At 75.8% G+C, this 24,719-nt stretch carries 3 protein-coding genes; all 3 read left to right on the forward strand.

What is annotated here, in order from left to right; genetic code table 11:
• Positions 1 to 656 (forward strand): phosphopantetheine-binding protein (locus tag ACZ6Q9_RS16475; RefSeq protein WP_396831129.1); only part of this gene is annotated, 656 nt, incomplete at its 5' end.
• Between the two features lie 269 nt (positions 657 to 925).
• A complete protein-coding gene (locus ACZ6Q9_RS16480) occupies positions 926 to 1,786 on the forward strand; it encodes a metallophosphoesterase family protein (RefSeq protein ID WP_393458670.1) in 861 nt (286 codons plus the stop codon).
• 323 nt (positions 1,787 to 2,109) lie between these two features.
• Positions 2,110 to 24,714: a type I polyketide synthase gene (locus ACZ6Q9_RS16485; protein ID WP_396831132.1), complete on the forward strand. Its 22,605-nt coding sequence runs from the start codon at positions 2,110 to 2,112 to the stop codon at positions 24,712 to 24,714.
• Positions 24,715 to 24,719: the final 5 nt, after the last annotated feature.

Here is a 24,719-nt window from a genome sequence, read left to right on the forward strand (position 1 = left end):
AGGTGGTGGTGGCGGATGTGCGGTGGGATCGGTTTGTGTCGTCGTTCACGGCGTTGCGGCCGAGCCGGTTGTTCACCGAGATCCCCGAGGCACAGCCCGCGCAGGTCGAGGAGAGGCCGCACGGCGATGACGGGGGCGCGGCGTCGGCGCTGCGGGAGCGGCTGGCCGCCGCCTCCGAGCCGGAGCGCGACCGCATCCTGCTCGACCTGGTCCGCGGCACCGCGGCGGCGGTGCTGGGGCACGCCACGCCGAGCGGGATCCGACCCGGCCGCGGCTTCCTCGAACTGGGCTTCGACTCCCTCACCGCGGTCGAGCTGCGCAACCGGCTGACCGCCGAGACGGGGATCGGGCTGCCCGCCACCCTCGTCTTCGACCACCCCACGCCGAACGCGCTGGCCGGTCACCTGCGGGCCGAGCTGGCACCCGGGCAGCCGGCGCTGCCGATCGTGGCGGAGATCGAGCGCCTCGACCAACTCCTCGGCGGGCTGCCGGACGGCCACCTCGACGACGCGGTCATCGGCCGGCTGGAGGACCTGGTGGCCCGGTGGCGAGGGCGTCCCACCCCCACCCCCACGCCGGCCGCCGGCGACGAGTTGGAGTCGGCGAGCCGGGAGGAGCTGTTCGACATCATCCAGCGGGAGTTCGGCAAGTCCTGACCGGGCCCGCCCGAGGCGGGCGGAGCGCGGCCGGCGCCGCAACGGGCACGGCTCGGGTGCGGCGGCACGCCGGGCGTGACCCGTGACCTGCCGATGCCGACATCGGCAGGTCACCGCCGCCTAGGGGTGCGCGGCGGCTGTCTAGGGGTGTGCCTGCGCGGGTCCGGCTCCGTAGGGTCGGAACCCTCAGGCCGTCCCGTGCTGCCCGCCGGCAGTCGGACGGTACGGATGAGGGTGCGTGCGGTACCCCGGATGGACGGGAGGTCCGCATGGCCGGATCCGGCCTGCCTCAGTTGCTCGCCATCAGCGACCTGCACGTCGTGCACGCCGAGAACAAGGCCATCGTCGAGCGGCTGCGGCCGGAGCGGGACGGCGACTGGCTCGTCGTCGCCGGCGACGTCGGGGAGTTCGCCAGCGACATCGAATGGGCGCTGGGGCTGCTCAGCCGGCGCTTCGCGAAGGTGATCTGGGCCCCCGGCAACCACGAGCTCTGGACTCCCCGGGAGGACCCGGTCCAGTTGCGGGGGGACGAGCGCTACCGGCACCTGGTGGAGCTGTGCCGAGGCCTCGGGGTGGTCACCCCGGAAGACCCGTACCCCGTCTGGGACCCGCAGGGCGACGACCCGGTGCTGATCGCCCCGCTGTTCCTGCTTTACGACTACAGCTTCCGGCCCCCCGGGACGTACACCAAGGAGCAGGCCCTGGCGCGGGCCCACGAGGTCGGCGTGGTCTGCACCGACGAGATCCTGCTGCACCCGGACCCGTACCCGACGAGGGACGCCTGGTGCCGGGCGCGGCTGGCCCTGACCGAGCGCCGGCTCACCGCGGAACGCGGCGGCCTGCCCACCGTCCTGGTCAACCACTTCCCGCTCGTCCGCGAGCCCACCCGGATCCTCCGGTACCCGGAGTTCGCGCAGTGGTGCGGCACCGAGGCCACCGCGGACTGGCACACCCGCTTCGACGCCCGCGTCGCCGTCTACGGCCACCTGCACATCCCGCGCACCACGTGGTACGACGGGGTGCGGTTCGAGGAGGTCTCGGTGGGCTACCCGCGGGAGTGGCGGCGCCGCTCCACGCCCCCGGGGCGGCTGCGCCGCATCCTGCCGGCAGCCGCCGGCCACCCCGCCTGACCGGCCCGCACGATGCGGATCGACGGTCTCTTTCCCGCGAGCCACGGCGGCCCTTCCGGCCCTGCCGATGAGGGGTTCTCTAGGGGTTGGGGACGCCATTGGCGCTCAGTACCGTCCACTCACGGTGGCGGGCATGTGCCGGCGAGGGGCTCCGGCGCGACGGACGCCTGAGCAGGCACGGAACGGATTCGGAAACAGGGATCGGGCGCATGGGTCGGACGGCCACGCCCCCACTCACCTGTGCACGAAGCCGGGCCGCCGGCGGTGGTGTGGTCAGCGAATCGGCAGATTCCGATCGATAGCAAGCTCTGGGCGGGTGGGTCATGGCGGACGAAGACAAGCTCCTCGAACACCTCAAGTGGGTGACCTCCGAGCTCCGCCTGGCGCGCCGGCGCCTGAGCGAGCTGGAGAACGAGGACGCGGAGCCGATCGCGATCGTCGGCATGGCCTGCCGTTTCCCCGGCGGGGTCGCCTCGCCAGAGGACCTCTGGGACCTGGTCGCGGGCGGCGTCGACGCCACCGGCACGTTCCCCGAGGACCGGGGCTGGGACCTGGAGCGGCTCTACGACCCGGACCCCGACCACCCCGGCACCACCTACAGCAACCGGGGCGGGTTCCTGCGGGACGCCGGCCTGTTCGACCCGACCCTGTTCGGGATCTCGCCGCGCGAGGCGCTGGCCATGGACCCGCAGCAGCGGCTTCTGCTGGAGGTGACCTGGGAGGTCTTCGAACGGGCCGGCATCGACGCCACGTCGGTGCGGGGCAGCCGTACCGGGGTGTTCGTCGGCACGGCGGGGCAGGACTACACGTCGGTGCTGCGGCAGCTGCCCGAGGGCGCCGAGGGCTACGTCCTCACCGGCACGGCGGCGAGCGTCATGTCCGGCCGGCTGGCGTACTCCTTCGGGCTGGAGGGGCCCGCCGTCACGATCGACACCGCCTGCTCCTCCTCGCTGGTCGCGCTGCACCTCGCCGGCCAGGCCCTGCGGGACGGCGAGTGCTCCCTCGCGGTGGCCGGCGGCGTCACCGTACTGGCCACGCCCGGCGCCTTCGTCGAGTTCTCCCGCCAGCGGGGGCTCGCCTCCGACGGCCGGTGCAAGGCGTTCTCCGCCGACGCCGACGGCACCGGCTGGTCCGAGGGCGTCGCCATGCTGCTGGTCGAGAAGCTCTCCGACGCCCGGCGCAACGGGCACCCCGTCCTGGCGGTGATCCGCGGCAGCGCCGTGAACCAGGACGGCGCCAGCAGCGGCCTGACCGCCCCCAACGGCCCCTCTCAGCAGCGGGTCATCCGGCAGGCGCTGGAGAACGCCCGGCTCACGCCGTCCGACGTGGACGTCGTCGAGGCGCACGGCACGGGCACCCGCCTCGGCGACCCGATCGAGGCACAGGCGCTGCTGGCCACGTACGGCCAGGGCCGGACCGCCGACCGGCCGCTGTGGCTGGGGTCGCTGAAGTCGAACATCGGCCACCCGCAGGCCGCCGCCGGCGCCGGCGGCGTCATCAAGATGGTGATGGCGATGCGGCACGGCGTGCTGCCGCCGACCCTGCACATCGAGAAGCCGTCCCCGCACGTCGACTGGTCGACGGGGGCGGTGTCGCTGCTGGACGGCGCGCGGCCGTGGCCGGGCGACGACCACGTCCGGCGGGCCGCCGTGTCGTCCTTCGGCATGAGCGGCACGAACGCCCACCTGATCCTGGAGCAGGCCCCGACCCCCGAACCGGTGGACGACCCGGCCGCCGCGCCCCGCCGGCCCGCCGTCGCGCCGGTGCTGCTGTCGGCCGCGCAGCCGGCCGCGTTGGCCGCGCAGGCGGACCGGTGGGCCCGCTGGCTGGGCGACGACGCCGAGCCGCGCCCGGTCGACGTGGGCTGGTCGTCGGTGGTGTCCCGGTCGACGCTCGACCAGCGCGCCGTGGTGCTCGCCGAGGACCGTGCGGGCCTGCTCGGCGGCCTGGCCGCCCTGGCGGTGGGAGAGCCCTCGGGCGCGGTGGTCGCGGGCCGGGCCGGGGACCGGGGTCCGCTGGCGGTGCTCTTCTCCGGTCAGGGCGCGCAGCGCGCCGGCATGGGCCGGGAGCTGTACGTCGAGTTCCCCGCCTTCACCGCCGCGCTCGACGAGGCGTGCCGGCACCTGGACCGGGTGCTGCCGCAGCCGCTGCGCGAGGTGCTGTTCGCCGAGCCGGGCACCCCGGCGGCGGAGCTGCTGGACCAGACGGCCTTCACCCAGGCCGGGCTGTTCGCGGTCGAGGTGGCGCTGTTCCGGCTCGTCGAGTCGTTCGGTGTGGTGCCGGACTTCGTGGGCGGCCACTCGATCGGTGAGATCGCCGCCGCGCACGTGGCCGGGGTGCTGTCCCTGGAGGACGCCTGCCTGCTCGTTGCCGCCCGGGGCCGGCTGATGCAGGCCCTGCCCGCCGGCGGCGGGATGCTGGCCGTCGCGGCGGACGAGGCGGCGGTGGCGGAGTCCATCGCCGCCCTGACCGACCGGGTCGGGATCGCCGCCGTGAACGGGCCGACCTCCGTCGTCGTGTCCGGCGCGGTCGAGGCCCTCGACGAGGTGGAGCGCGCCTGGCGGGACCGCGGCGTGCGGGTCCGCCGGTTGACGGTGAGCCACGCGTTCCACAGCCCGCTCATGGAGCCGGTGCTGGAGCGGTTCCGGGGCATCGTCGCGCGGCTGACCTTCGCCGCGCCCACGCTGCCGCTGGTGTCGAACCTGACCGGGGCGCTCGCCGACCCCGACGAGATCCGCACTGTCGACTACTGGGTGCGGCACGTCCGCGAGGCCGTCCGCTACGCCGACGGGCTGACCGCGCTGCGGGCCGCCGGCGCCGACACGTTCCTGGAGATCGGCCCGCAGAGCGTGCTGACCGCGATGGCGGCCGACATCCTGCCCGACGACGACGTGCTGGCCGTCGCCGCCCAGCGCCGGGACCGGCCGGAGGCGCACGCGCTGCTGGCCGCGCTCGCCGAGCTGCACGTGCACGGCGTGCCGGTGGCCTGGCAGGAGTGGTTCGCCGACACCGGCGCACGCCGGGTCGACCTGCCCACGTACGCCTTCCAGCGGGAGCGGTTCTGGCCCGAGGTGGTGCCGTGGCGCGTCGGCGACGTGACGGGCGCCGGCCTGGGCGTGGCGGGGCACCCGCTGCTCGGCGCGGCGGTGCGGCTCGCCGGTGACGACGAGGTGGTGCTGACCGGCCGGTTGTCGGCGTCGACCCACCCGTGGCTGACGGACCACGTCGTGTCCGGCGCCGTGGTGGTGCCGGGCACTGCCCTGGTGGAGCTGGCCGTACGCGCCGGTGACGAGGTGGGCGCGTCCCGGGTGGGCGAGCTGACCGTCGCCGCGCCGCTGGTGCTGCCGGCGTCCGGCGCGGTACGCGTGCAGGTGCGCGTCGGCGCGGCCGACGACTCCGGCACCCGGTCGGTCGCCGTCCACTCCCAGCCCGAGGAGGACGGCGACACCGAGTGGGTGCGGCACGCCGACGGTGTGCTGGAGCCGACGTCGGCCGACGAGCCGACCGTCGGCGCGTGGCCGCCGGCGGACGTGACCGAGGTGGACCTCGCCGGGTGGTACGCGAGGCTGGCCGAGCACGGCCTGTCGTACGGGCCCGTGTTCCGGGGCGTGCGGCGGGTCTGGTCGACCGACGGCGAGGTGTACGCCGAGGTCGCGCTGCCTGACGAGGCGGCCGGCGAGGCCACCGCGTTCGGGGTGCACCCGGCGCTGCTGGACGCCGCGCTGCACCCGGTGGCGCTGCTGCTCGCCGGGGAGTCGGCGAGCGGGCCGCGGGTGCCGTTCGCGTTCGAGGGCGTGCAGGTGCACGCCTCGGGCGCCCGGACGCTGCGGGTGCGGCTGACCCGGGACGGGTCCGGGGTGCGGCTGGTCGCCTGCGACGGGGCGGGCACGCCGGTGGTGTCGGTGGACTCCCTGGTGCTCCGGGAGATGACCGGGGTGACGCCCCACGGCGCCGCCGCCCGGTCGCTGTTCGACGTGGCGTGGCAGGCCGAGCGCGTCCTCCCCGTCGACGACGTCGTGGGGTGGGCGGTGCTGGGCCGGTCGGTGCCGGCCGCACTGCCGGAGCTGCCGGTCCACGCCGACGTGGCCGCGCTGGCCGCGAGCGGGCAGCCGGCCCGGCAGGTGCTGCTGGCGGTGCCGGCCGGCGACCCCGGCGTCGCCGTGCCGGACGCCGTGCGGGCGGTCACCACCGGCGTCCTGGGCGTGCTGCGCTCCTGGCTCGCCGCCGACGAGGTGGCGGACGCGAAGCTGGTCGTGGTGACCCGGGGCGCGGTGGCCGCCGGGGACGACGACCAGGTCACCGACCTGGCCGGCGCGGCGGTCTGGGGCCTGCTGCGCTCCGCGCAGTCCGAGCACCCGGGGCGGATCGTCCTCGCCGACGTCGACGGCGAGCTGGACCGGACCGTCCTGGCCGTGCTGGCCGGCGCGGCGGTCGACCCGTCGGTCTCCGGCGGCCAGCTCGCGCTGCGCGCCGACCGGACGCTCGTGCCGAGGCTGGTGCGGCCGGCGGGCGACGACCTGACCCCCCCGTCGTCCGGGCCGTGGCACCTGGCCGCCGTCGCCCCGGGCACGCTGGACGGGGTGGACCTGGTGCCCGCCACTGCCGTCGCGCTGGACGCGGGGCAGGTGCGCATCGCCGTGCGCGCGGCGGGGGTGAACTTCCGGGACGTGCTGATCGGTCTGGGGATGTATCCGGATCCGGCTGCGGTGATGGGCAGCGAGGGTGCGGGCGTGGTGGTCGAGGTCGGTCCCGGTGTGACCGACCTGGTGCCCGGCGACCGGGTGCTCGGCATGTTCGAGTTCGGGTTCGGCCCGCAGGCGGTCGCCGCGCGGGAGCGGATCGCGAAGATGCCCGCCGGCTGGTCGTTCACCCAGGCGGCGTCGATGCCCCTGGTCTTCCTGACGGCGTACTACGCGCTGCGTGACCTGGCCGGTCTGCGGGCCGGCGAGTCGGTGCTGATCCACAACGGTGCGGGCGGCGTCGGTATGGCCGCCATCCAGCTCGCCCACCACCTCGGCGCCACCGTCCACGCCACCGCCAGCCCGGGCAAGTGGGGTGTGCTGCGTGGGTTGGGCGTGGCCGAGGATCGGATCGCGTCGTCGCGGACGACGGAGTTCGAGTCGTCCTTCACGTCGGTTACCGGTGGTGCCGGGGTGGACGTGGTGCTGGACGCGCTGGCGGGGGAGTTCGTCGACGCGTCGTTGCGGTTGCTGCCGCGTGGTGGTCGGTTCGTGGAGATGGGCAAGGCCGATCTGCGGGACCCGGACGTGGTCGCCGCCGAGCACCCGGGGGTGACGTACCGCGCGTTCGACCTGAACGAGGCGGGCAGCACCCGGATAGGCGAGATGCTGGCCGAACTCCTGGCGCTGTTCGAGCAGGGCGCGCTGCGGCCGCTGCCCGTGCGGGCGTGGGACGTGCGGCAGGCCCGGCAGGCGCTGCGGTACGTCAGCCAGGCCCGGCACGTCGGCAAGGTGGTGCTCCGCATTCCCGCCCCGGTGGACCCCGAGGGCACCGTGCTGGTCACCGGCGCCGCCGGGACGCTGGCCGGCGTGGTCGCCCGGCACCTCGTCGCCACCGGCCAGGCCCGTCACCTGCTGCTGGCCTCCCGCCGTCACCCCGACCAGGCCGGCGGTGACGACTACGCCACCCTCGTCCGGGACCTGACCGACGCGGGAGCCGAGGTCACCGCCGTGGCGGTCGACGTCAGCGACCCCGCGCAGGTCACCGGCCTGGTCGCCGGGGTCGACCCGGCGCACCCGCTGACCGCGGTGGTCCACACCGCCGGAATCCTCGCCGACGCGACCATCGGCTCGCTCGACGAGCGGGCCCTGCACGCCGTGCTGGCGCCGAAGGTGGACGCCGGCTGGGCGCTGCACGAGGCGACCCGGCACCTGGACCTGGCCGCGTTCGTGGTGTTCTCGTCGGTGGCGGCCACCCTCGGCTCGCCCGGGCAGGGCAACTACGCGGCGGCCAACGCCTTCCTCGACGCCCTCGCCCGGCACCGCCACCAGCAGGGCCTGCCCGCCACCAGCGTCGCGTGGGGCATGTGGGCCACCGCCAGCGCGATGACCGCGCACCTCGACGGGGACGACCAGCAGCGGCTGCGGCGCGTCGGCATGAGCGGCCTCTCCCCGGCCGAGGGCGCCGAACTCCTCGACGCGGCCCTGCCGTCGGCCGCGCCGGTCGTCGTCGCGGCCCGGCTCCAGGTCACCGGCGAGACCAGCCAGGTGCCGCCGCTGATGCGGCAGCTCGTCCGCGCCGCCCGTCGGCGGCGCACGGCCACCGACCGACCGACCGCCGGGGCGTTCTGGCGGGACCGGCTGGCCGGCCTGCCCGAGGCGGACGCCCGGCAGACGTTGGTCGACATGGTCTGCGGGCAGGCCGCGACCGTGCTGGGTCACGCCTCGGCACAGGCGGTCTCCGCCGCCCGGGCCTTCAAGGACCTGGGCTTCGACTCGCTGACCTCGGTGGAGCTGCGCAACCGCCTGGGCGCCGCGACCGGGCTGCGGCTGTCCGCCACGCTGGCCTTCGACCACCCCACCCCGGCCCGGCTGGCCGACCACCTGTTCCAGCAGCTCGGCCACGCCACCGGCGCCGGCCCGACGGTGCGTACGGTCGGCACCGGTGACGCCGACGAGCCGATCGCCATCATCGGCATGGCCTGCCGCTACCCCGGCGGCGTCGCCACCCCCGAGCAGCTGTGGCAGCTCGTCACCTCCGGGTCCGACGCGATCGGCGGATTCCCCACCGACCGCGGCTGGGACCTCGACCGGCTGTACGGCGCGGACGGCGACCAAGCCGGCGGCACCGTCACCGACCAGGGCGGCTTCCTCTACGACGCAGCCGACTTCGACGCCGGCTTCTTCAACATCAGCCCCCGCGAGGCCCTCGCCATGGACCCGCAGCAGCGGCTGCTGCTGGAGACCGCCTGGGAGAGCTTCGAGTACGCCGGCATCGACCCCACCGGGGTCACCGGCACCGCCACCGGCGTCTTCGTCGGCGCCGCCTCCTCCGGCTACGCCAGCAGCGGCCGCGACGACCTGGACGGCCTCGAGGGGCACCTGCTCACCGGCACGGCGGGCAGCGTCGCCTCCGGGCGGGTCGCCTACACCTTCGGCCTCGAAGGCCCGGCCGTCACCGTCGACACCGCCTGCTCCTCGTCCCTGGTCGCGCTGCACCTCGCCGCCCAGGCGCTGCGCGGCGGGGAGTGCGACCTCGCCCTGGCCGGCGGGGTGGCGCTGATGGCGCAGCCCGGCATGTTCTCCGAGTTCTCCCGCCAGGGCGGGCTGGCCCCGGACGGGCGCTGCAAGGCGTTCGCCGCCGGCGCCGACGGCACCGGCTGGTCCGAGGGTGTGGGCATGCTGCTGGTGGAGCGGCTCTCCGACGCCCGGCGCAACGGGCACCGCGTCCTCGCCGTCGTGCGTGGCTCCGCGATCAACCAGGACGGCGCGTCCAACGGGCTGACCGCCCCGAACGGCCCCTCCCAGCAGCGGGTGATCCGGCAGGCCCTCGCCAACGCCCGGCTCGCCACGACCGACGTGGACGCCGTCGAGGCGCACGGCACCGGCACCACCCTCGGCGACCCGATCGAGGCCCAGGCCCTGCTGGCCACCTACGGGCAGGACCGGAACGGCGGGGAGCCGCTCTGGCTGGGGTCGATCAAGTCGAACATCGGCCACGCCCAGGCGGCGGCCGGCGTCGCCGGCGTGATCAAGATGGTGCTGGCGATGCGGCACGGCATGCTGCCGCCTACCCTGCACGTGGACGAGCCCTCGCCGCACGTCGACTGGAGCGCCGGGGCGGTCGCCCTGCTCACCGAGGCGCGGCCGTGGCCGGCCGCCGACCGGCCCCGCCGCGCGGCGGTGTCGTCGTTCGGCATCAGCGGCACCAACGCGCACACCATCATCGAACAGGCGCCGGCCGAGGCCGCCCCGGCGACGCTCCCGCCGGCCGATGACCTGCCCGGCCTGGTCGGGCCCGCCGCCGTGCCGCTGCTCGTGTCCGGCCGCAACCCCCGCGCCCTGCGCGAGCAGGCCGCCCGCCTCGGCGAGCGCCTCGCCGCCGACGTCGACCTGGACCTGCGCGACCTCGGGTTCTCCCTGGCCACCCGGCGGGCCCACCACCCGTACCGCGCGGTCGCCCTGGCCGGCGACCGGGACGACGCCGTCGCCCGCCTGGCCGCGCTCGCCGCCGCCGACGGCGCGCCGACCGCCACGGACGCGACGCCGAAGGTCGTCTTCGTCTTCCCCGGCCAGGGCTCGCAGTGGGCCGGCATGGCGCTGGACCTGCTGGACACCTCCCCGGTCTTCCGGCAGCGGATGCGGGAGTGCGCGGACGAGTTGTCCCGCCACGTGGACTGGTCCCTGGAGGACGTGCTCCGGGAGGCGCCCGGCGCGCCGCCGCTGGACCGGGTGGACGTCGTCCAGCCCGTGCTCTTCTCCGTCATGGTGTCCCTCGCGCAGCTCTGGCGCTCGTGCGGCGTGGAGCCGGCCGCCGTCGTCGGGCACTCGCAGGGCGAGATCGCCGCGGCCTGCGTCGCCGGCGCGCTGACCCTCGCCGACGCGGTGCGGCTCGTCGTGGCGCGCAGCCGCGGCCTGCTGGCGATCGTGGGCCGGGGCGGCATGGTCTCCGTCCCGCTCCCGGCCGCCGACACCGAGCAGCTGATCGCGCCGTGGCAGGGGAGCCTCTCCGTCGCCGCCGTCAACGGCGCCGCCGTGACCGTGGTCTCCGGCGACTCGGCGGCGGTCACCGCGCTGCTCGCGCACTGCGCCGAGCGGGACATCCGGGCCCGGCAGATCGCCGTCGACTACGCGTCGCACTGCGGCCACGTCGACGCGGTCCGCGACGAGGTGATGGCCGGGCTCGGCACGGTCGAGCCCCGGTCCACCACGGTCGCCTTCCACTCCACCGTCACCGGGGAGCTGATCGACACCACCGAGCTCGACGCGGAGTACTGGTACCGCAACCTGCGGGAACCGGTCCGGCTCGGGCCCGTGGTGGACCGGCTGGTCGACGAGGGCTTCCGGGTCTTCGTCGAGGTCAGCCCGCACCCCGTGCTCAAGGTGGCCGTCCAGGACGCGCTCGACCGGGCCACCGGCGCCGGCGACGCGGGCGTGGTGGCGGGTTCGCTGCGCCGCGACGAGAACGGGCCGCGCCAACTGCTGGCCAACCTCGGCGACCTGCACGTCGCCGGCGTGCCCGTGGACTGGACGAGGGTGTTCGCCGGCTGCGGCGCCACCCCCGTCGACCTGCCCACGTACGCCTTCCAGCGGGACCGGTTCTGGCCGGCGGTCGACCGGTCGGCGGCCGGTGACGTGTCGGGCGCGGGCCTGGGCGCGGCGGGGCACGGACTGCTCGGCGCGGCGGTGCGCCTCGCCGGTGACGACGAGGTCGTGCTGACCGGCCGGCTGTCGGTGTCGACGCACCCCTGGCTGGCGGACCACGTGGTCGGTGGCGCGGTGGTGCTGCCGGGCACCGCCCTGGTCGAACTCGCGGTGCGGGCCGGCGACGAGGTGGGCGCGTCACGGGTGCGCGAGCTGACCGTCGCCGCGCCGCTGGTGCTGCCGGACACCGGCGCGACCCGCGTGCAGGTGCGTGTCGGCGCGGCCGACGGCTCCGACGCCCGGCCCGTGGCGGTGCACTCGCAGCCCGACGGCGACCCGGAGGCCGCCTGGGTGCGGCACGCCGACGGCCTGCTGGAGTCGGCCGCCGACGAGCCGGCCGTTGGCCCCTGGCCGCCGACCGGGGCAGCCGAGGTGGACCTCGCCGGCTGGTACCCGGCGCTGGCGGAGCGCGGCCTGGCCTACGGGCCGGCGTTCCGGGGCCTGCGCCGGCTGTGGACCGCCGGCGACGAGGCGTACGCCGAGGTGGCCCTGCCCGCCGAGGCGGCCACCGACGCCGCCGGCTTCGCCGTGCACCCGGCCCTGCTGGACGCCGCGCTGCACCCCGTCGGGCTGCTGCTGACCGAGCGGACCGGCGGACCGCGCGTGCCGTTCGCGTTCGAGGGCGTGCAGGTGCACGCCTCCGGCGCCACGACGCTGCGGGTGCGCTTGACCCGGGCCGGCTCCCGGGTCCGGCTGGTGGCCGGCGACGAGTCCGGCGCACCGGTGGTCTCCGTGGAGTCGCTCGCGCTGCGCGAGATGAGCGACGCCGCCGGTGCGGAGAGCGCGGAGCGGTCGCTGTTCGAGGTGACGTGGCAGCCCGAGGCGGTCACCCCGGCGCGGGACGTCTCCGGCTGGGTGCTGCTCGGCGCCGGCGAGGCGCCGGCGGGCCTGGCCACGCCGGTGTTCCCGACCGTCGACGACGTGACCGCGGCGGTCTCGGCCGGGTCGGTCGAGGCGCCCCGCGCGCTGGTCCTCCCGGTCGACGCCGGCACGCCGGACGGCGACCTGCCCGACCTCGTTCGTACGGTCACCGCCGGGGTGCTGGACGCGGTGCGCTCCTGGTTGGACAGCGCGGCCCTGGCGGACACGACGCTGGTGGTGCTGACCCGCGGCGCCGTGGTCGCCACCCCGGCCGACGCGCTGCGGGACCTGGCCGGCGCGGCGGTCTGGGGCCTGCTGCGCTCCGCGCAGTCCGAGCACTCGGGGCGGATCGTCCTCGCCGACGTCGACGGCGAACTCACCCCGGCCACCCTCGCCGTGCTGGCCGGCGTGGCCGAGGACCCGTCGGCCACCGGAGGCCAGGTGGCCGTACGCGGCGACGACGTGCGCACCCCGCGCCTGGGCCGGCCCGCCGGCCCGGCCGCCGACGAACTCGTCCCGCCGGCCGGACTGTGGCGGGTCGGTGCGGTCAGCCCCGGCACCCTGGACGGGATCGGCATGGTGCCCGCCACTGCCGTCGCGCTGGACGCGGGGCAGGTGCGCATCGCCGTGCGCGCGGCGGGGGTGAACTTCCGGGACGTGCTGATCGGTCTGGGGATGTATCCGGATCCGGCTGCGGTGATGGGCAGCGAGGGTGCGGGCGTGGTGGTCGAGGTCGGTCCCGGTGTGACCGACCTGGTGCCCGGCGACCGGGTGCTCGGCATGTTCGAGCCCGCCTTCGCCCCCGAGGTGATCGCCGCCCGCGACCTCGTCGCGAAGATCCCCGCCGGCTGGTCCTTCGCGCAGGCCGCGTCCGTGCCGGTGGTCTTCCTGACGGCGTACTACGCGCTGCGTGACCTGGCCGGTCTGCGGGCCGGCGAGTCGGTGCTGATCCACAACGGCGCGGGTGGGGTCGGCATGGCCGCGATCCAGCTCGCTCGGCACTGGGGCGCGACGGTGTTCGCCACCGCCAGTCCCGGCAAGTGGGGTGTGCTGCGTGGGTTGGGCGTGGCCGAGGAGCGGATCGCGTCGTCGCGGACGACGGAGTTCGAGCGGTCCTTCACGTCGGTTACCGGTGGTGCCGGGGTGGACGTGGTGCTGGACGCGCTGGCGGGGGAGTTCGTCGACGCGTCGTTGCGGTTGCTGCCGCGTGGTGGTCGGTTCGTGGAGATGGGCAAGGCCGATCTGCGGGACCCGGACGTGGTCGCCGCCGAGCACCCGGGCGTGACGTACCGCGCGTTCGACCTGAACGAGGCCGGACATCGGCGCATCGGCGAGATGCTCACCGAGGTCCTCGCCCTCTTCGAACAGGGCGCGCTGCGGCCGCTTCCCGTGCGGGCGTGGGACGTACGCCAGGCCCGGCAGGCCCTGCGGCACATCAGCCAGGCCCGGCACATCGGCAAGGTCGTCCTGCGGGTGCCCGCGCCGGCCGACCCGGACGGCACCGTGCTGATCACCGGCGCCGGCGGTGCCCTCGCCGGCGTGTTCGCCCGGCACCTCGTCGCCACCGGCCAGGCCCGCCACCTGCTGCTGGCCTCCCGCCGCGGCCCGGAGCAGTACGGGGACCTGGTCGAGGAGCTGACCCGTGCGGGCGCCCGGGTCACCGTCGGCACCGCCGACGTGGCCGACCCCGCGCAGGTGACCCGGCTGCTGGAGCTGGTGGAGCCGGCGCACCCGCTGACCGCGGTGGTCCACACCGCCGGGGTGATCGCCGACGCGACCATCGGCTCGCTCGACGAGCGGGCCCTGCACGCCGTGCTGGCGCCGAAGGTGGACGCCGGCTGGGCGCTGCACGAGGCGACCCGGCACCTGGACCTGGCCGCGTTCGTGGTGTTCTCGTCGGTGGCGGCCACCCTCGGCTCGCCCGGGCAGGGCAACTACGCGGCGGCCAACGCCTTCCTCGACGCCCTTGCCCGGCACCGCCACCAGCAGGGCCTGCCCGCCAGCAGCCTCGCCTGGGGACTGTGGGCCACCAGCAGCGCCATGACCGCCCACCTGGGCGGCACCGACCACCGCAAGGCCATTCGCGCCACCAGTGCCCCGCTGACCGACCAGCAGGGCGTGGCGCTCTACGAGCTGGCGCGCCGGCGCGGCGACGCGCACCTCGTACTCATGAACCTGCCGCCGGCGGCGTCGCGGCCGGCCGGCCGGGCCGTGCCCAGCCTGCTGCGAGACCTGATCCGACCCACCGCCCCGGCCCGGCGCGCGGTGGGCCGGGGCCCGGCGGACACCGCGTCCGTGCGGGACCGGCTGGCGATGCTCAGCCCCGCGGAGCGGCGCGGCCACCTGATCGACCTGGTGGCCGCCAGCGTGGCCGCCGTGCTCGGGCACCGCTCGGCGGAGAGCGTCGACACCCAACGCGCCTTCAAGGAACTGGGCTTCGACTCGCTCACCTCGGTGGAACTGCGCAACCGGCTGTCCGCCGCGACCGGGCTGCGGCTGCCCGCGACCGTGGCGTTCGACTACCCCGCCCCGGTGGTGCTCGCCGAGTTCCTCGACCAGGAACTCGGCGGCGCGGCGGCGGAGGCCCGGCCCGCCGCGGTCGCCACGACCGCCGCCCTCGACGAGCCGATCGCCATCATCGGCATGGCCTGCCGGTTCCCCGGCGACGTGCAGACCCCCGAGCAGCTCTGGGACGTGGTCACCGCCGGCGCCGACGTCATCTCGCCGTTCCCCACCGACCGGGGCTGGAACCTGGACGACCTGCGCGCCGACGGCGAGGACGTCACCTCCGTACCGCGCCAGGGCGGCTTCCTCCACGACGCCGCCCAGTTCGACGCCGCCTTCTTCGGGATCTCGCCCCGGGAGGCCCTCGCGATGGACCCGCAGCAGCGGCTGCTGCTGGAGACGTCCTGGGAAGCCTTCGAACGGGCCGGGATCGACCCCCACTCGGCGCGGGGCAGCAGCACCGGCGTCTACGTCGGGCTCATCTACCACGACTACGCATCCCAGGCCGCCGGCACCACCGACGAACTGGGCGGCCACGTCGGCAACGGCAGCGCCGGCAGCGTCGCCTCGGGCCGGATCTCGTACCTGTTCGGCCTGGAGGGCCCGGCCGTCACCGTCGACACCGCCTGCTCGTCGTCGTTGGTGGCGCTGCACCTGGCGACCCAGGCGCTGCGGCAGGACGAGTGCCGCCTCGCGCTCGCCGGCGGGGTGAGCGTCATGTCCACCCCCGGCATGCTCACCGAGTTCTCCCGGCAGCGCGGCCTGTCCGCCGACGGGCGGTGCAAGGCCTTCGGCGCGGGCGCCGACGGCACCGGCTTCGCCGAGGGCGTCGGCATGCTCCTGCTGGAGCGCCTCTCCGACGCGCAGCGCAACGGCCACCGCGTCCTCGCCGTCGTCCGCGGCAGCGCGGTCAACCAGGACGGCGCCAGCAGCGGCCTGACCGCGCCGAACGGCCCCGCCCAGCAGCGGGTGATCCGGCAGGCCCTCGCCAACGCCCGGCTCGCCACGACCGACGTGGACGCCGTCGAGGCGCACGGCACCGGCACCACCCTCGGCGACCCGATCGAGGCACAGGCGTTGCTGGCCACGTACGGGCAGGGCCGGCCGCAGGACCGGCCGCTGTGGCTGGGGTCGGTCAAGTCGAACATCGGCCACGCCCAGGCGGCGGCCGGCGTCGCCGGCGTGATCAAGATGGTGCTGGCGATGCGGCACGGCATGCTGCCGCCCACCCTGCACGTCGAGAAGCCATCCCCGCACATCGACTGGAGCGCCGGGGCGGTCGCCCTGCTCACCGAGGCGCGGCCGTGGCCGGCCGCCGACCGGCCCCGCCGCGCGGCGGTGTCGTCGTTCGGCATCAGCGGCACCAACGCGCACACCATCATCGAGCAGGCGCCGGAACCCGCCCCGGCGCCTGCCGCGCCGCCCGCCACGACGGTGCCGGGCGACCTCGTCGCCTGCGTCCTCTCCGCCCGCGACGACGCCGCCCTGCGCGAGCAGGCGCGCCGGCTGCGGACCCTGGCCGACGACGAGCCGGAGCTCACCGTCGCCGACATCGGCCGGGCCCTCGCCACCGGCCGGACCGCCTTCGAGCACCGCGCGGTGCTGCTGCCCCGCGACCGCGACGGCCTGCTCGCCGCCCTCGACGCGCTGGCCGCCGACGAACCTGCGGCCACCGTCGTACGGGGAGTCGCCCGGAGCGGGCGGATTGCCGTCCTCTTCTCCGGTCAGGGCGCGCAGCGTGCCGGGATGGGTCGTGAGTTGTCCGGCGCGTTCCCGGTCTTCGCCGCCGCGTTGGGCGAGGTGTGTGGGCATCTTGATCCGTTGCTGCCGCGTCCGTTGCGGGAGGTGTTGTTCGCCGAGGCGGGTACGGCCGAGGCGGAGTTGTTGGACCAGACGGTGTTCACGCAGGCCGGGTTGTTCGCGGTCGAGGTGGCGCTGTTCCGGTTGGTCGAGTCGTTCGGGGTGGTGCCGGACCTGGTGGCCGGGCACTCCATCGGCGAGATCGCGGCGGCGCACGTCGCCGGCCTGTTCGGCCTGGCCGACGCGTGCGCGCTGGTCGCGGCGCGCGGCCGGCTCATGCAGGCCCTGCCCGCCGGCGGCGGCATGCTGGCCGTGGCCGCCCCCGAGGACGCGGTGGCCGAGTCGATCGCCGCGCTCACCGACCGGGTCGGCGTCGCGGCGGTGAACGCCCCGACCGCCGTGGTGGTCTCCGGGGACGTCGAGGCGCTCGACGGACTGGAGCGGACCTGGCGGGAGCGGGGCGTCCGCACCCGCCGGCTGACCGTCAGCCACGCGTTCCACAGCCCGCTGATGGAGCCGATGCTGGGCGAGTTCCGGCAGGTGCTCGACGCACTGACGTTCCACTGGCCCGTCCTGCCGATCGTGTCGAACCTGACCGGGCAGGTCGCGGACCCCGACGAGATCGGCACCCCCGACTACTGGGTCCGGCACGTCCGGGAGACGGTCCGGTTCGCCGACGGGGTCGCGGCCCTCCGCGAGCGCAACGTGCGAACGTTCCTCGAACTGGGCCCCGACGCGGTGCTCGGCGGCATGGTGGGCGCCTGCCTGCCGGACGACGAGGCCACGCCGTCGGCGGCGGTCGTGGCGACCCTCCGCCCCGGCCGGTCCGAGCCGGTGTCGCTGGTCAACGCGCTGGCGGAGCTGCACGTGCACGGAGTGCCGGTCACCTGGACCGCCCTCCTCCCGGCCGCGACCCGCCCGGTCGACCTGCCGACGTACCCGTTCCAGCGGCAGCGCTTCTGGCCGGCCGTGGGTCGGCTGCGCGCCGGCGACGTCACCGGCGCCGGCCTCGGTGTGGCCGGACACGGGCTGCTCGGCGCGGCCGTGGACCTGGCCGGCGACGACGAGGTCGTGCTGACCGGCCGGATCTCCCTGGCCACGCACCCCTGGCTGGCCGACCACGTCGTCTCCGGCGTGACGCTGGTCCCGGGCACGGCGCTGGTGGAGCTGGCCGTACGCGCCGGCGACGAGGTGGACCTGCCCCGGCTGCGCGACCTGACGGTCCTGGTGCCGCTGGTGCTCCCCGAGTCCGGCGGCGTACGGATCCAGGTGCGGGTGTCCGCGTCGGAGACGCCGCAGCGTCCCGTCGCCGTCTACTCGCGTCCCGACGACGACCCGGAGGCGGGTTGGACGCAGCACGCGGAGGGCGTGCTGGAGCCGGCGACGGCGGACGAGCCCCGGCTGGCCGCCTGGCCGCCGGCCGGCGCCGCCGAGGTGGACCTGGCGGGCTGGTACCCGGCGCTGGTCGAGCACGGCCTGCGGTACGGGCCGGTCTTCCAGGGGCTCCGGCGCGTCTGGACCGGTGGTGACGACGTGTACGCCGAGGTGGTCCTGCCGGACGACGCGACGGCCGAGGCCGCCCGGTTCGGGGTGCACCCGGCGCTGCTGGACGCCGCCCTGCACCCGATCGGGCTGCTGCCCGGCACGGAGGAGTCGGGTGGGCCGCGCGTGCCGTTCGCGTTCGAGGGCGTGCAGGTGCACGCCTCGGGTGCCGGGGCGCTGCGGGTGCGGTTGAGCCGCAACGGCTCCGGGGTCCGGTTGACCGCCTGCGACGAGGCGGGCGCGCCGGTGGTGTCGGTCGACTCGCTCGTCCTGCGGGAGCTGACCGGCGTGGCCGCCGCCAGCGCGGCGTCCCGCTCGCTGTTCGAGGTGGTCTGGCAGGCCGAGGAGGCCGAACCGGTCGACGACGCGTCGGGCTGGGCAGTGCTGGGCGGGCCGGCCCTGCCGGGTGTCCCCGGCGGCCCCTCCGCCGAGACTATCCGGCAGCTACGGGCCGCCATCGAGGCCGGCATCACGCCGCCGCGCCTGCTGCTGTTCACGCCGTCCGGATCGAACGCCGACGACGCCGACCCGGCGGAGACCGTACGCACGGTGACCGCCGACGTGCTGGGCCTCGTGCAGGCGTGGCTGGCGGCCGACGTGCTGGCGGGCTCGACGCTGGTGGTGGTGACCCGGGGCGCGGTCTCGGTCGGTGCCGAGGACCGGGTCACGGATCTGGCGGGTGCGGCGGTGTGGGGTCTGCTGCGGTCGGCGCAGTCGGAGCACCCTGGCCGGATCGTCCTGGCCGACGTCGACGACGCGCTCAACCCGGGCGTGCTGGGCATCCTGGCCCGGTTCGCCGCCGACCCGGCCGGCGGCCAGCTGGTCGTCCGCTCCGGCGCGGTGTTCGTGCCTCGTCTGGTGCGTGCGGTCGCCCCGGCACCGACGGACGGTGCCGTGGTGGGCGACGGCACGGTGCTGGTGACCGGTGGCACGGGTGCCCTCGGTGGGCTGGTGGCGGAGCACGTGGTGTCGTCGTGGGGTGTGCGGTCGCTGGTGCTGGTGTCGCGGCGGGGTTCGGAGGCTGCGGGTGCGGCCGAGTTGTCGGCGCGGTTGGCCGCGTTGGGTGCTGCTGTGCGGGTGGTGGCGTGTGATGTGACGGACCGGGGCCAGGTCGACGCGCTGGTCGCCGAGATCACTGCCGAGGGCCGGTTGGCGGGTGTGGTGCACACGGCCGGTGTGCTGGACGATGGGGTCGTCGAGGGGCTGACCGCGGAGCGGCTCGGGGCCGTGTTGGCGCCGAAGGTGTCGGCGGGTTGGTGGCTGCATGAGGCGACGGCGGGTCTGGGTCTGGATCTGTTCGTGGTGTTCTCGTCGGTGGCGGGGGTGTTGGGTTCGCCGGGTCAGTCGGCGTATGCGGCGGGTAACGCGTTCCTGGACGGGTTGGCGGTGTGGCGGCGGCAGCTCGGGTTGCCGGCGGTGAGCCTGGCGTGGGGCATGTGGGACACCGCCGGCATGGCCGCGTCCATCGGCGGCACCGACCGGGCCCGCACGGCGCGCGCTGGACTCCGGCCGATGAACGCCCACACCGGACTGGAACTGTTCGACACCGCGGTGGGGGCGGAGCGGTCGGTGCTGGTGCCGGCGGTGATCGACGTACCCGCGCTGCGGTCGGCGGCCTCCGGCGCGGTCGTACCGCCGATGCTGCGCAGCCTGGTCGACGTGGCGGCGACCCGCCGTCGGGCCGGGCAGGGCGCCGGCGGCTGGGCCGACCGGCTCGCCGGCCTCAGCGCGGAGGAGGGCCTCGCGCAGGTGGACCAGCTGGTGCGGGGCCTGGTCGCCCAGGTGCTCGGGCACGGCGGCGCGGAGGCGGTGCCGGCGGACCGGGCGTTCCGGGACCTCGGCTTCGACTCGCTGACCGCCGTCGAACTGCGCAACCGGGTCAACGGCGCGACGGGCCTGCGGCTCACCTCGACCCTGGTGTTCGACTACCCGTCCCCGCAGGTACTGGCGGCCCACGTGTACGCGGAACTCGTCGGTGGCCGGCCCGGCGCCGTCGCCTCCGACGAGCCGACGGTCGGCGACGCCGACGAACCGATCGCGATCGTCGGCATGGCCTGCCGCTACCCGGGCGGGGTCGAATCCCCCGACGAGCTGTGGAAACTGGTCAGCACCGGCGGGGAGGGGATCGGGGAGTTCCCGGCCGACCGGGGTTGGGACCTGGAGTCGCTGTACGACCCGGACCCCGACCACGCCGGCACCTCGTACACCCGGCACGGTGGCTTCCTGTACGGGGCGGCCGAGTTCGACCCCGGCTTCTTCGGCATCTCGCCGCGCGAGGCCCTCGCGATGGATCCGCAGCACCGGCTGCTGCTGGAGGCGTCGTGGGAGACGTTCGAGTCGGCGGGCCTGGACCCGGCGGGCCTGCGGGGCAGCCGGACCGGCGTGTTCGCGGGCGTGATCTACCACGACTACGCGACGCGGCTGATGGAGATGCCCGACGTCGAGGGCTACGTGGGGACCGGCAACTCCGGCAGCGTGCTGTCGGGTCGGGTGGCGTACACGTTCGGCCTGGAAGGCCCTGCGGTCACCGTGGACACCGCGTGCTCGTCCAGCCTGGTGGCGTTGCACCTGGCGGTGCAGGCGCTGCGCAGCGGCGAGTGCGACCTGGCCCTGGCCGGCGGTGTGACAGTGATGGCCACGCCGGGCACGTTCGTGGAGTTCTCGCGCCAGCGGGGTCTGTCACCCGACGGTCGGTGCCGGTCGTTCGCGGCGTCGGCCGACGGCACGGGCTGGTCCGAGGGCGTCGGCGTGCTGCTGGTGCAGCGCCTGTCGGACGCGCAGCGGGAGGGCCGGCGGATCCTGGCGGTGGTGCGCGGCAGCGCGGTGAACCAGGACGGCGCGTCGAACGGTTTGACGGCGCCGAACGGCCCGTCGCAGCAGCGGGTTATCCGCCAGGCCCTCGCGTCGGCGCGGCTGTCCACGGCCGACGTCGACGTGGTCGAGGCGCACGGCACGGGCACGACGCTGGGCGACCCCATCGAGGCGCAGGCCGTGCTGGCCACGTACGGGCAGGACCGGCAGGGCCGGGAGCCGCTGTGGCTCGGGTCGATCAAGTCGAACATCGGCCACGCCCAGGCGGCGGCCGGGGTGGCCGGTGTGATCAAGATGGTGCTGGCGATGCGGCACGGTCTGGTGCCGCCGACGTTGCATGTGGATGAGCCGTCGCCGCACATCGACTGGACGTCGGGTGCGGTGGCTCTTGCGACGGAGGCGACGCCGTGGCCGGTCGTGGATCGGCCGCGTCGGGCGGCGGTGTCGTCGTTTGGTATCTCCGGTACGAACGCGCATGTGATCATCGAGCAGCCGCCGGCCGAGGTGGTGAAGGGCGGGGTCGTCGCCCGGGAGCTGCCGCCGGTGGTGCCGGTGCTGCTGTCCGCCCGCGACGCGGCCGGACTGTCGGCGCAGGCCGGCCGGTGGGCGAGCTGGCTGGCGGCGGACGAACAACGGCGCCCCGTGGATGTCGCGTGGTCGTCGGTGACGTCGCGGTCGGTGCTGGAGCACCGGGCCGTCGTGTCCGGTGCGACCCGGGACGAGGTGCTCGCGGGCCTTGCCGCGTTGGCGTCGGGCGAGCCGTCGGGCGGAGTGGTCGCCAGTTCCGCCGCCGTACGCGGTCAGCTCGCGCTGCTGTTCTCGGGTCAGGGTGCGCAGCGTGCGGGTATGGGCCGGGAGTTGTCCGAGGCGTTCCCGGTCTTCGCGGCGGCGTTGGGCGGGGTGTGTGCGCAGCTCGATCCGCTGTTGCCGCGTCCGTTGCGGGAGGTGCTGTTCGCCGAGGCGGGCACCCCGGAGGCCGAGCTGCTGGACCAGACCGTGTTCACCCAGGCGGGCCTGTTCGCGGTCGAGGTGGCGTTGTTCCGGCTGATCGAGTCGTTCGGCGTCGTGCCGGACATGCTCGCCGGTCACTCGATCGGTGAGATCTCGGCCGCGCACGTGGCCGGGGTGTTGTCCCTGTCGGACGCCGCCGCGTTGGTGGCGGCGCGGGGTCGGTTGATGCAGGCCCTGCCGTCCGGAGGCGGGATGCTCGCAGTGGCGGCGGACGAGGCCGCGGTGGCCGAGTCGATCGCCGGCCTCACGGATCGGGTCGGGATCGCGGCGGTCAACGGGCCGACGTCGGTGGTGGTGTCCGGGGCCGTCGAGGCCCTCGACGACATCGAGCGGGCGTGGCGGGAGCAGGGCGCTCGCACTCGCCGGTTGACGGTGAGCCACGCGTTCCACAGCCCGCTGATGGAGCCGATCCTCGATGAGTTCCGCGCGGTCCTGGACGGGTTGACCTTTGCCGCGCCGTTGCTGCCGGTCGTGTCGAACGTGACCGGTGCGGTCGCGGATGCCGAGGAGATCCGCACCCCGGAGTACTGGGTGCGGCACGTCCGTGAGGCGGTGCGGTACGCCGACGGGGTCGCCGCGCTGCGCGAGGCGGGCGTGGACACGTTCCTGGAGGTGGGTCCGCAGAGTGTGCTGACGGCGATGGCGGCGGACATCCTGCCCGACGACGATGCCGTGCTGGCCGTCGCCGTCCAGCGTAAGGACCGGCCGGAGACGCACGCCCTGCTGCACGCCCTGGCCGACCTGCATGTGCACGGCGTGCCGGTGACCTGGCGGCAGTGGTTCACCGACACCGGCGCACGCCGCGTGGACCTGCCCACGTACGCCTTCCACCGCGAGCGGTACTGGCCCGAGCCGGCGGCCCGGCCACGGACGGCGGCGACCCACGGCGGCGACGCCGACTTCTGGGACGCGGTGGAACGGGCCGACCTGACCGCCCTCGCCGCCCAGTTCGGCGACGACGGCGCGGCCCTGGACGCCCTCACCCCGGCCCTGCCGGTCCTGTCGACCTGGCACCGGGCCCGGACGCGGCGCGCGGTCGTGGACGGATGGTCGTACCGCGTCGGATGGAAGCGGACCGACCTCGCCGCCGCCGCCGGGAAGCCCGGCGCGTGGCTGCTCGTGACGGCCGAGGACGACCTCACGGACGGCACGCGGGCGGAAGCGGTCACCAAGGCCCTCGCCGCCGTCGGCGCCGACGTGGTCCGGCTGACCGTCGACCCGGTCGGCACCGACCGGGCGGACCTCGCCCGGCGGCTGGCCGACGCGCTGGCCGACGGGCCGGTCGCCGGCGTGCTCTCCCTGCTCGGCCTCCGTGACCAGCCGCACCCGTCCCACCCGGCCGTGCCCGTCGGGACGGCCGCCACGCTGCTGCTGCTCCAGGCCCTGCACGACACCGGCGCGACGACCCGGCTGTGGTGCCTGACCCAGGGCGCGGTCAGCACCGGGGACGACGACATCCTTGGCGACGCCGCCCAGAGCGCGCTCTGGGGGCTGGGCCGCGTGGCGGGCCTGGAGCACCCCCAGCTGTGGGGTGGCCTGGTGGACCTGCCCGAGCAGGTCGACGCGACGGGCTGGGACCGGCTGGCGCGGGTGGTGACCGGCGCCGGCGACGAGGACCAGGTGGCCGTACGGCCCTCCGGGGTGTTCGTCCGGCGTCTGGTCCGGTCGGCACCCGCCGCCCCCGACGCGGCGGAGCGCTGGCAGCCGTCCGGCACGGTGCTGATCACCGGGGGCACCGGCGCGCTGGGCGCCCACGTGGCCCGCTGGGTGGCCGCCGGTGGTGCCGCGCACGTGGTCCTGACCAGCCGCCGTGGCGAGCGGGCCGCAGGCGCGGCGGAGCTGCGCGACGAGCTGACCGCGCAGGGTGTCCGGGTGTCGGTCGTCGCCTGCGACGTGGCCGACCGCGACCAGGTGGCGGCCCTGCTGGCGAGCCTGGACGAGGACGACGCGCCGCTGACGGCCGTGGTGCACGCGGCGGGCGCCGGCGACGTCGGCATGATCGCCGAGACGGACCTGGCCGCGTTCGCCGCCGTGCTCGACGGCAAGGTCGCCGGCGCGCGGCACCTGGACGCCCTGCTCGGCGACCGGCCGCTGGGCGCGTTCGTGCTGTTCTCCTCCATCGCCGGCGTGTGGGGCAGCGGCGGGCAGGCGGCGTACGCGGCGGGCAACGCCTTCCTCGACGCGCTCGCCGAGCACCGTCGCGGGCGGGGCCTGACGGCGACCTCCGTGGCCTGGGGGCCGTGGGCCGACGGCGGCATGGCCACCGGCGAGGCCCGGGAGCTGCTGGCCCGACGCGGCCTGACGGCGATGGCACCGGCCGAGGCCGTGTACGCCATGCGGCACGCCGTCGGCCAGACCCGGGCGGCGCTGACGGTGGCGGACGTCGACTGGGCGGTCTTCGCCCCGGCGTACGCCTCGGCCCGCCCCCGACCGCTGCTCGACGACATCGCCGAGGCCCGCGAGGCGCTCGACGGTCACGGCGCCGAGCAGCCGGGCGGCGCCGCCGACGGCCTGCGGGAGCACCTGCTCACCCTGCCCCGCGCCGAGCAGGGCCGGCACCTGGTCGACCTGGTGCGGAACCACGCCGCGGCCGTGCTCGGCCACCAGGGCACGGACCGGGTCAAGCCGCAGCGCGCGTTCAAGGAGCTGGGGTTCGACTCGCTGACGGCGGTCGAGCTGCGCAACCGGCTGACCGGGGCCACCGGCCTGTCGCTGCCCGCCACCCTCGTCTTCGACTACCCGAACCCGGCCGTCCTCGCCGAGCACCTGCTCGACGGGCTGGTGCCCGAGGCACGCCAGGCCGACGACGGCGACCCGGCGGAGGCGGCCGTGCGGCAGGCGCTGGCGACCATCCCGCTGGCCCGCATCCGCGAGGCCGGGCTGCTGGACCTGCTGCTAAACCTCACCGACGCCGACGGCGGCGGCGACGAGTCCACCACCGACGGGGCCCTGGACCTCGACGAGATGGACGCCGACACCCTCGTCAGGCTGGCGCTTGACGGAACCGATTCCTGACCGTT

The sequence above is a fragment of the Micromonospora sp. NPDC049139 genome (genome assembly GCF_055586845.1).

Excerpts from the sequence above, each read along its gene's own strand:
- ACZ6Q9_RS16485 (WP_396831132.1), top strand. The coding sequence starts at position 2,110 with ATGGCGGACGAAGACAAGCTCCTCGAACACCTCAAGTGGGTGACCTCC.
- ACZ6Q9_RS16480 (WP_393458670.1), top strand. The coding sequence starts at position 926 with ATGGCCGGATCCGGCCTGCCTCAGTTGCTCGCCATCAGCGACCTGCAC.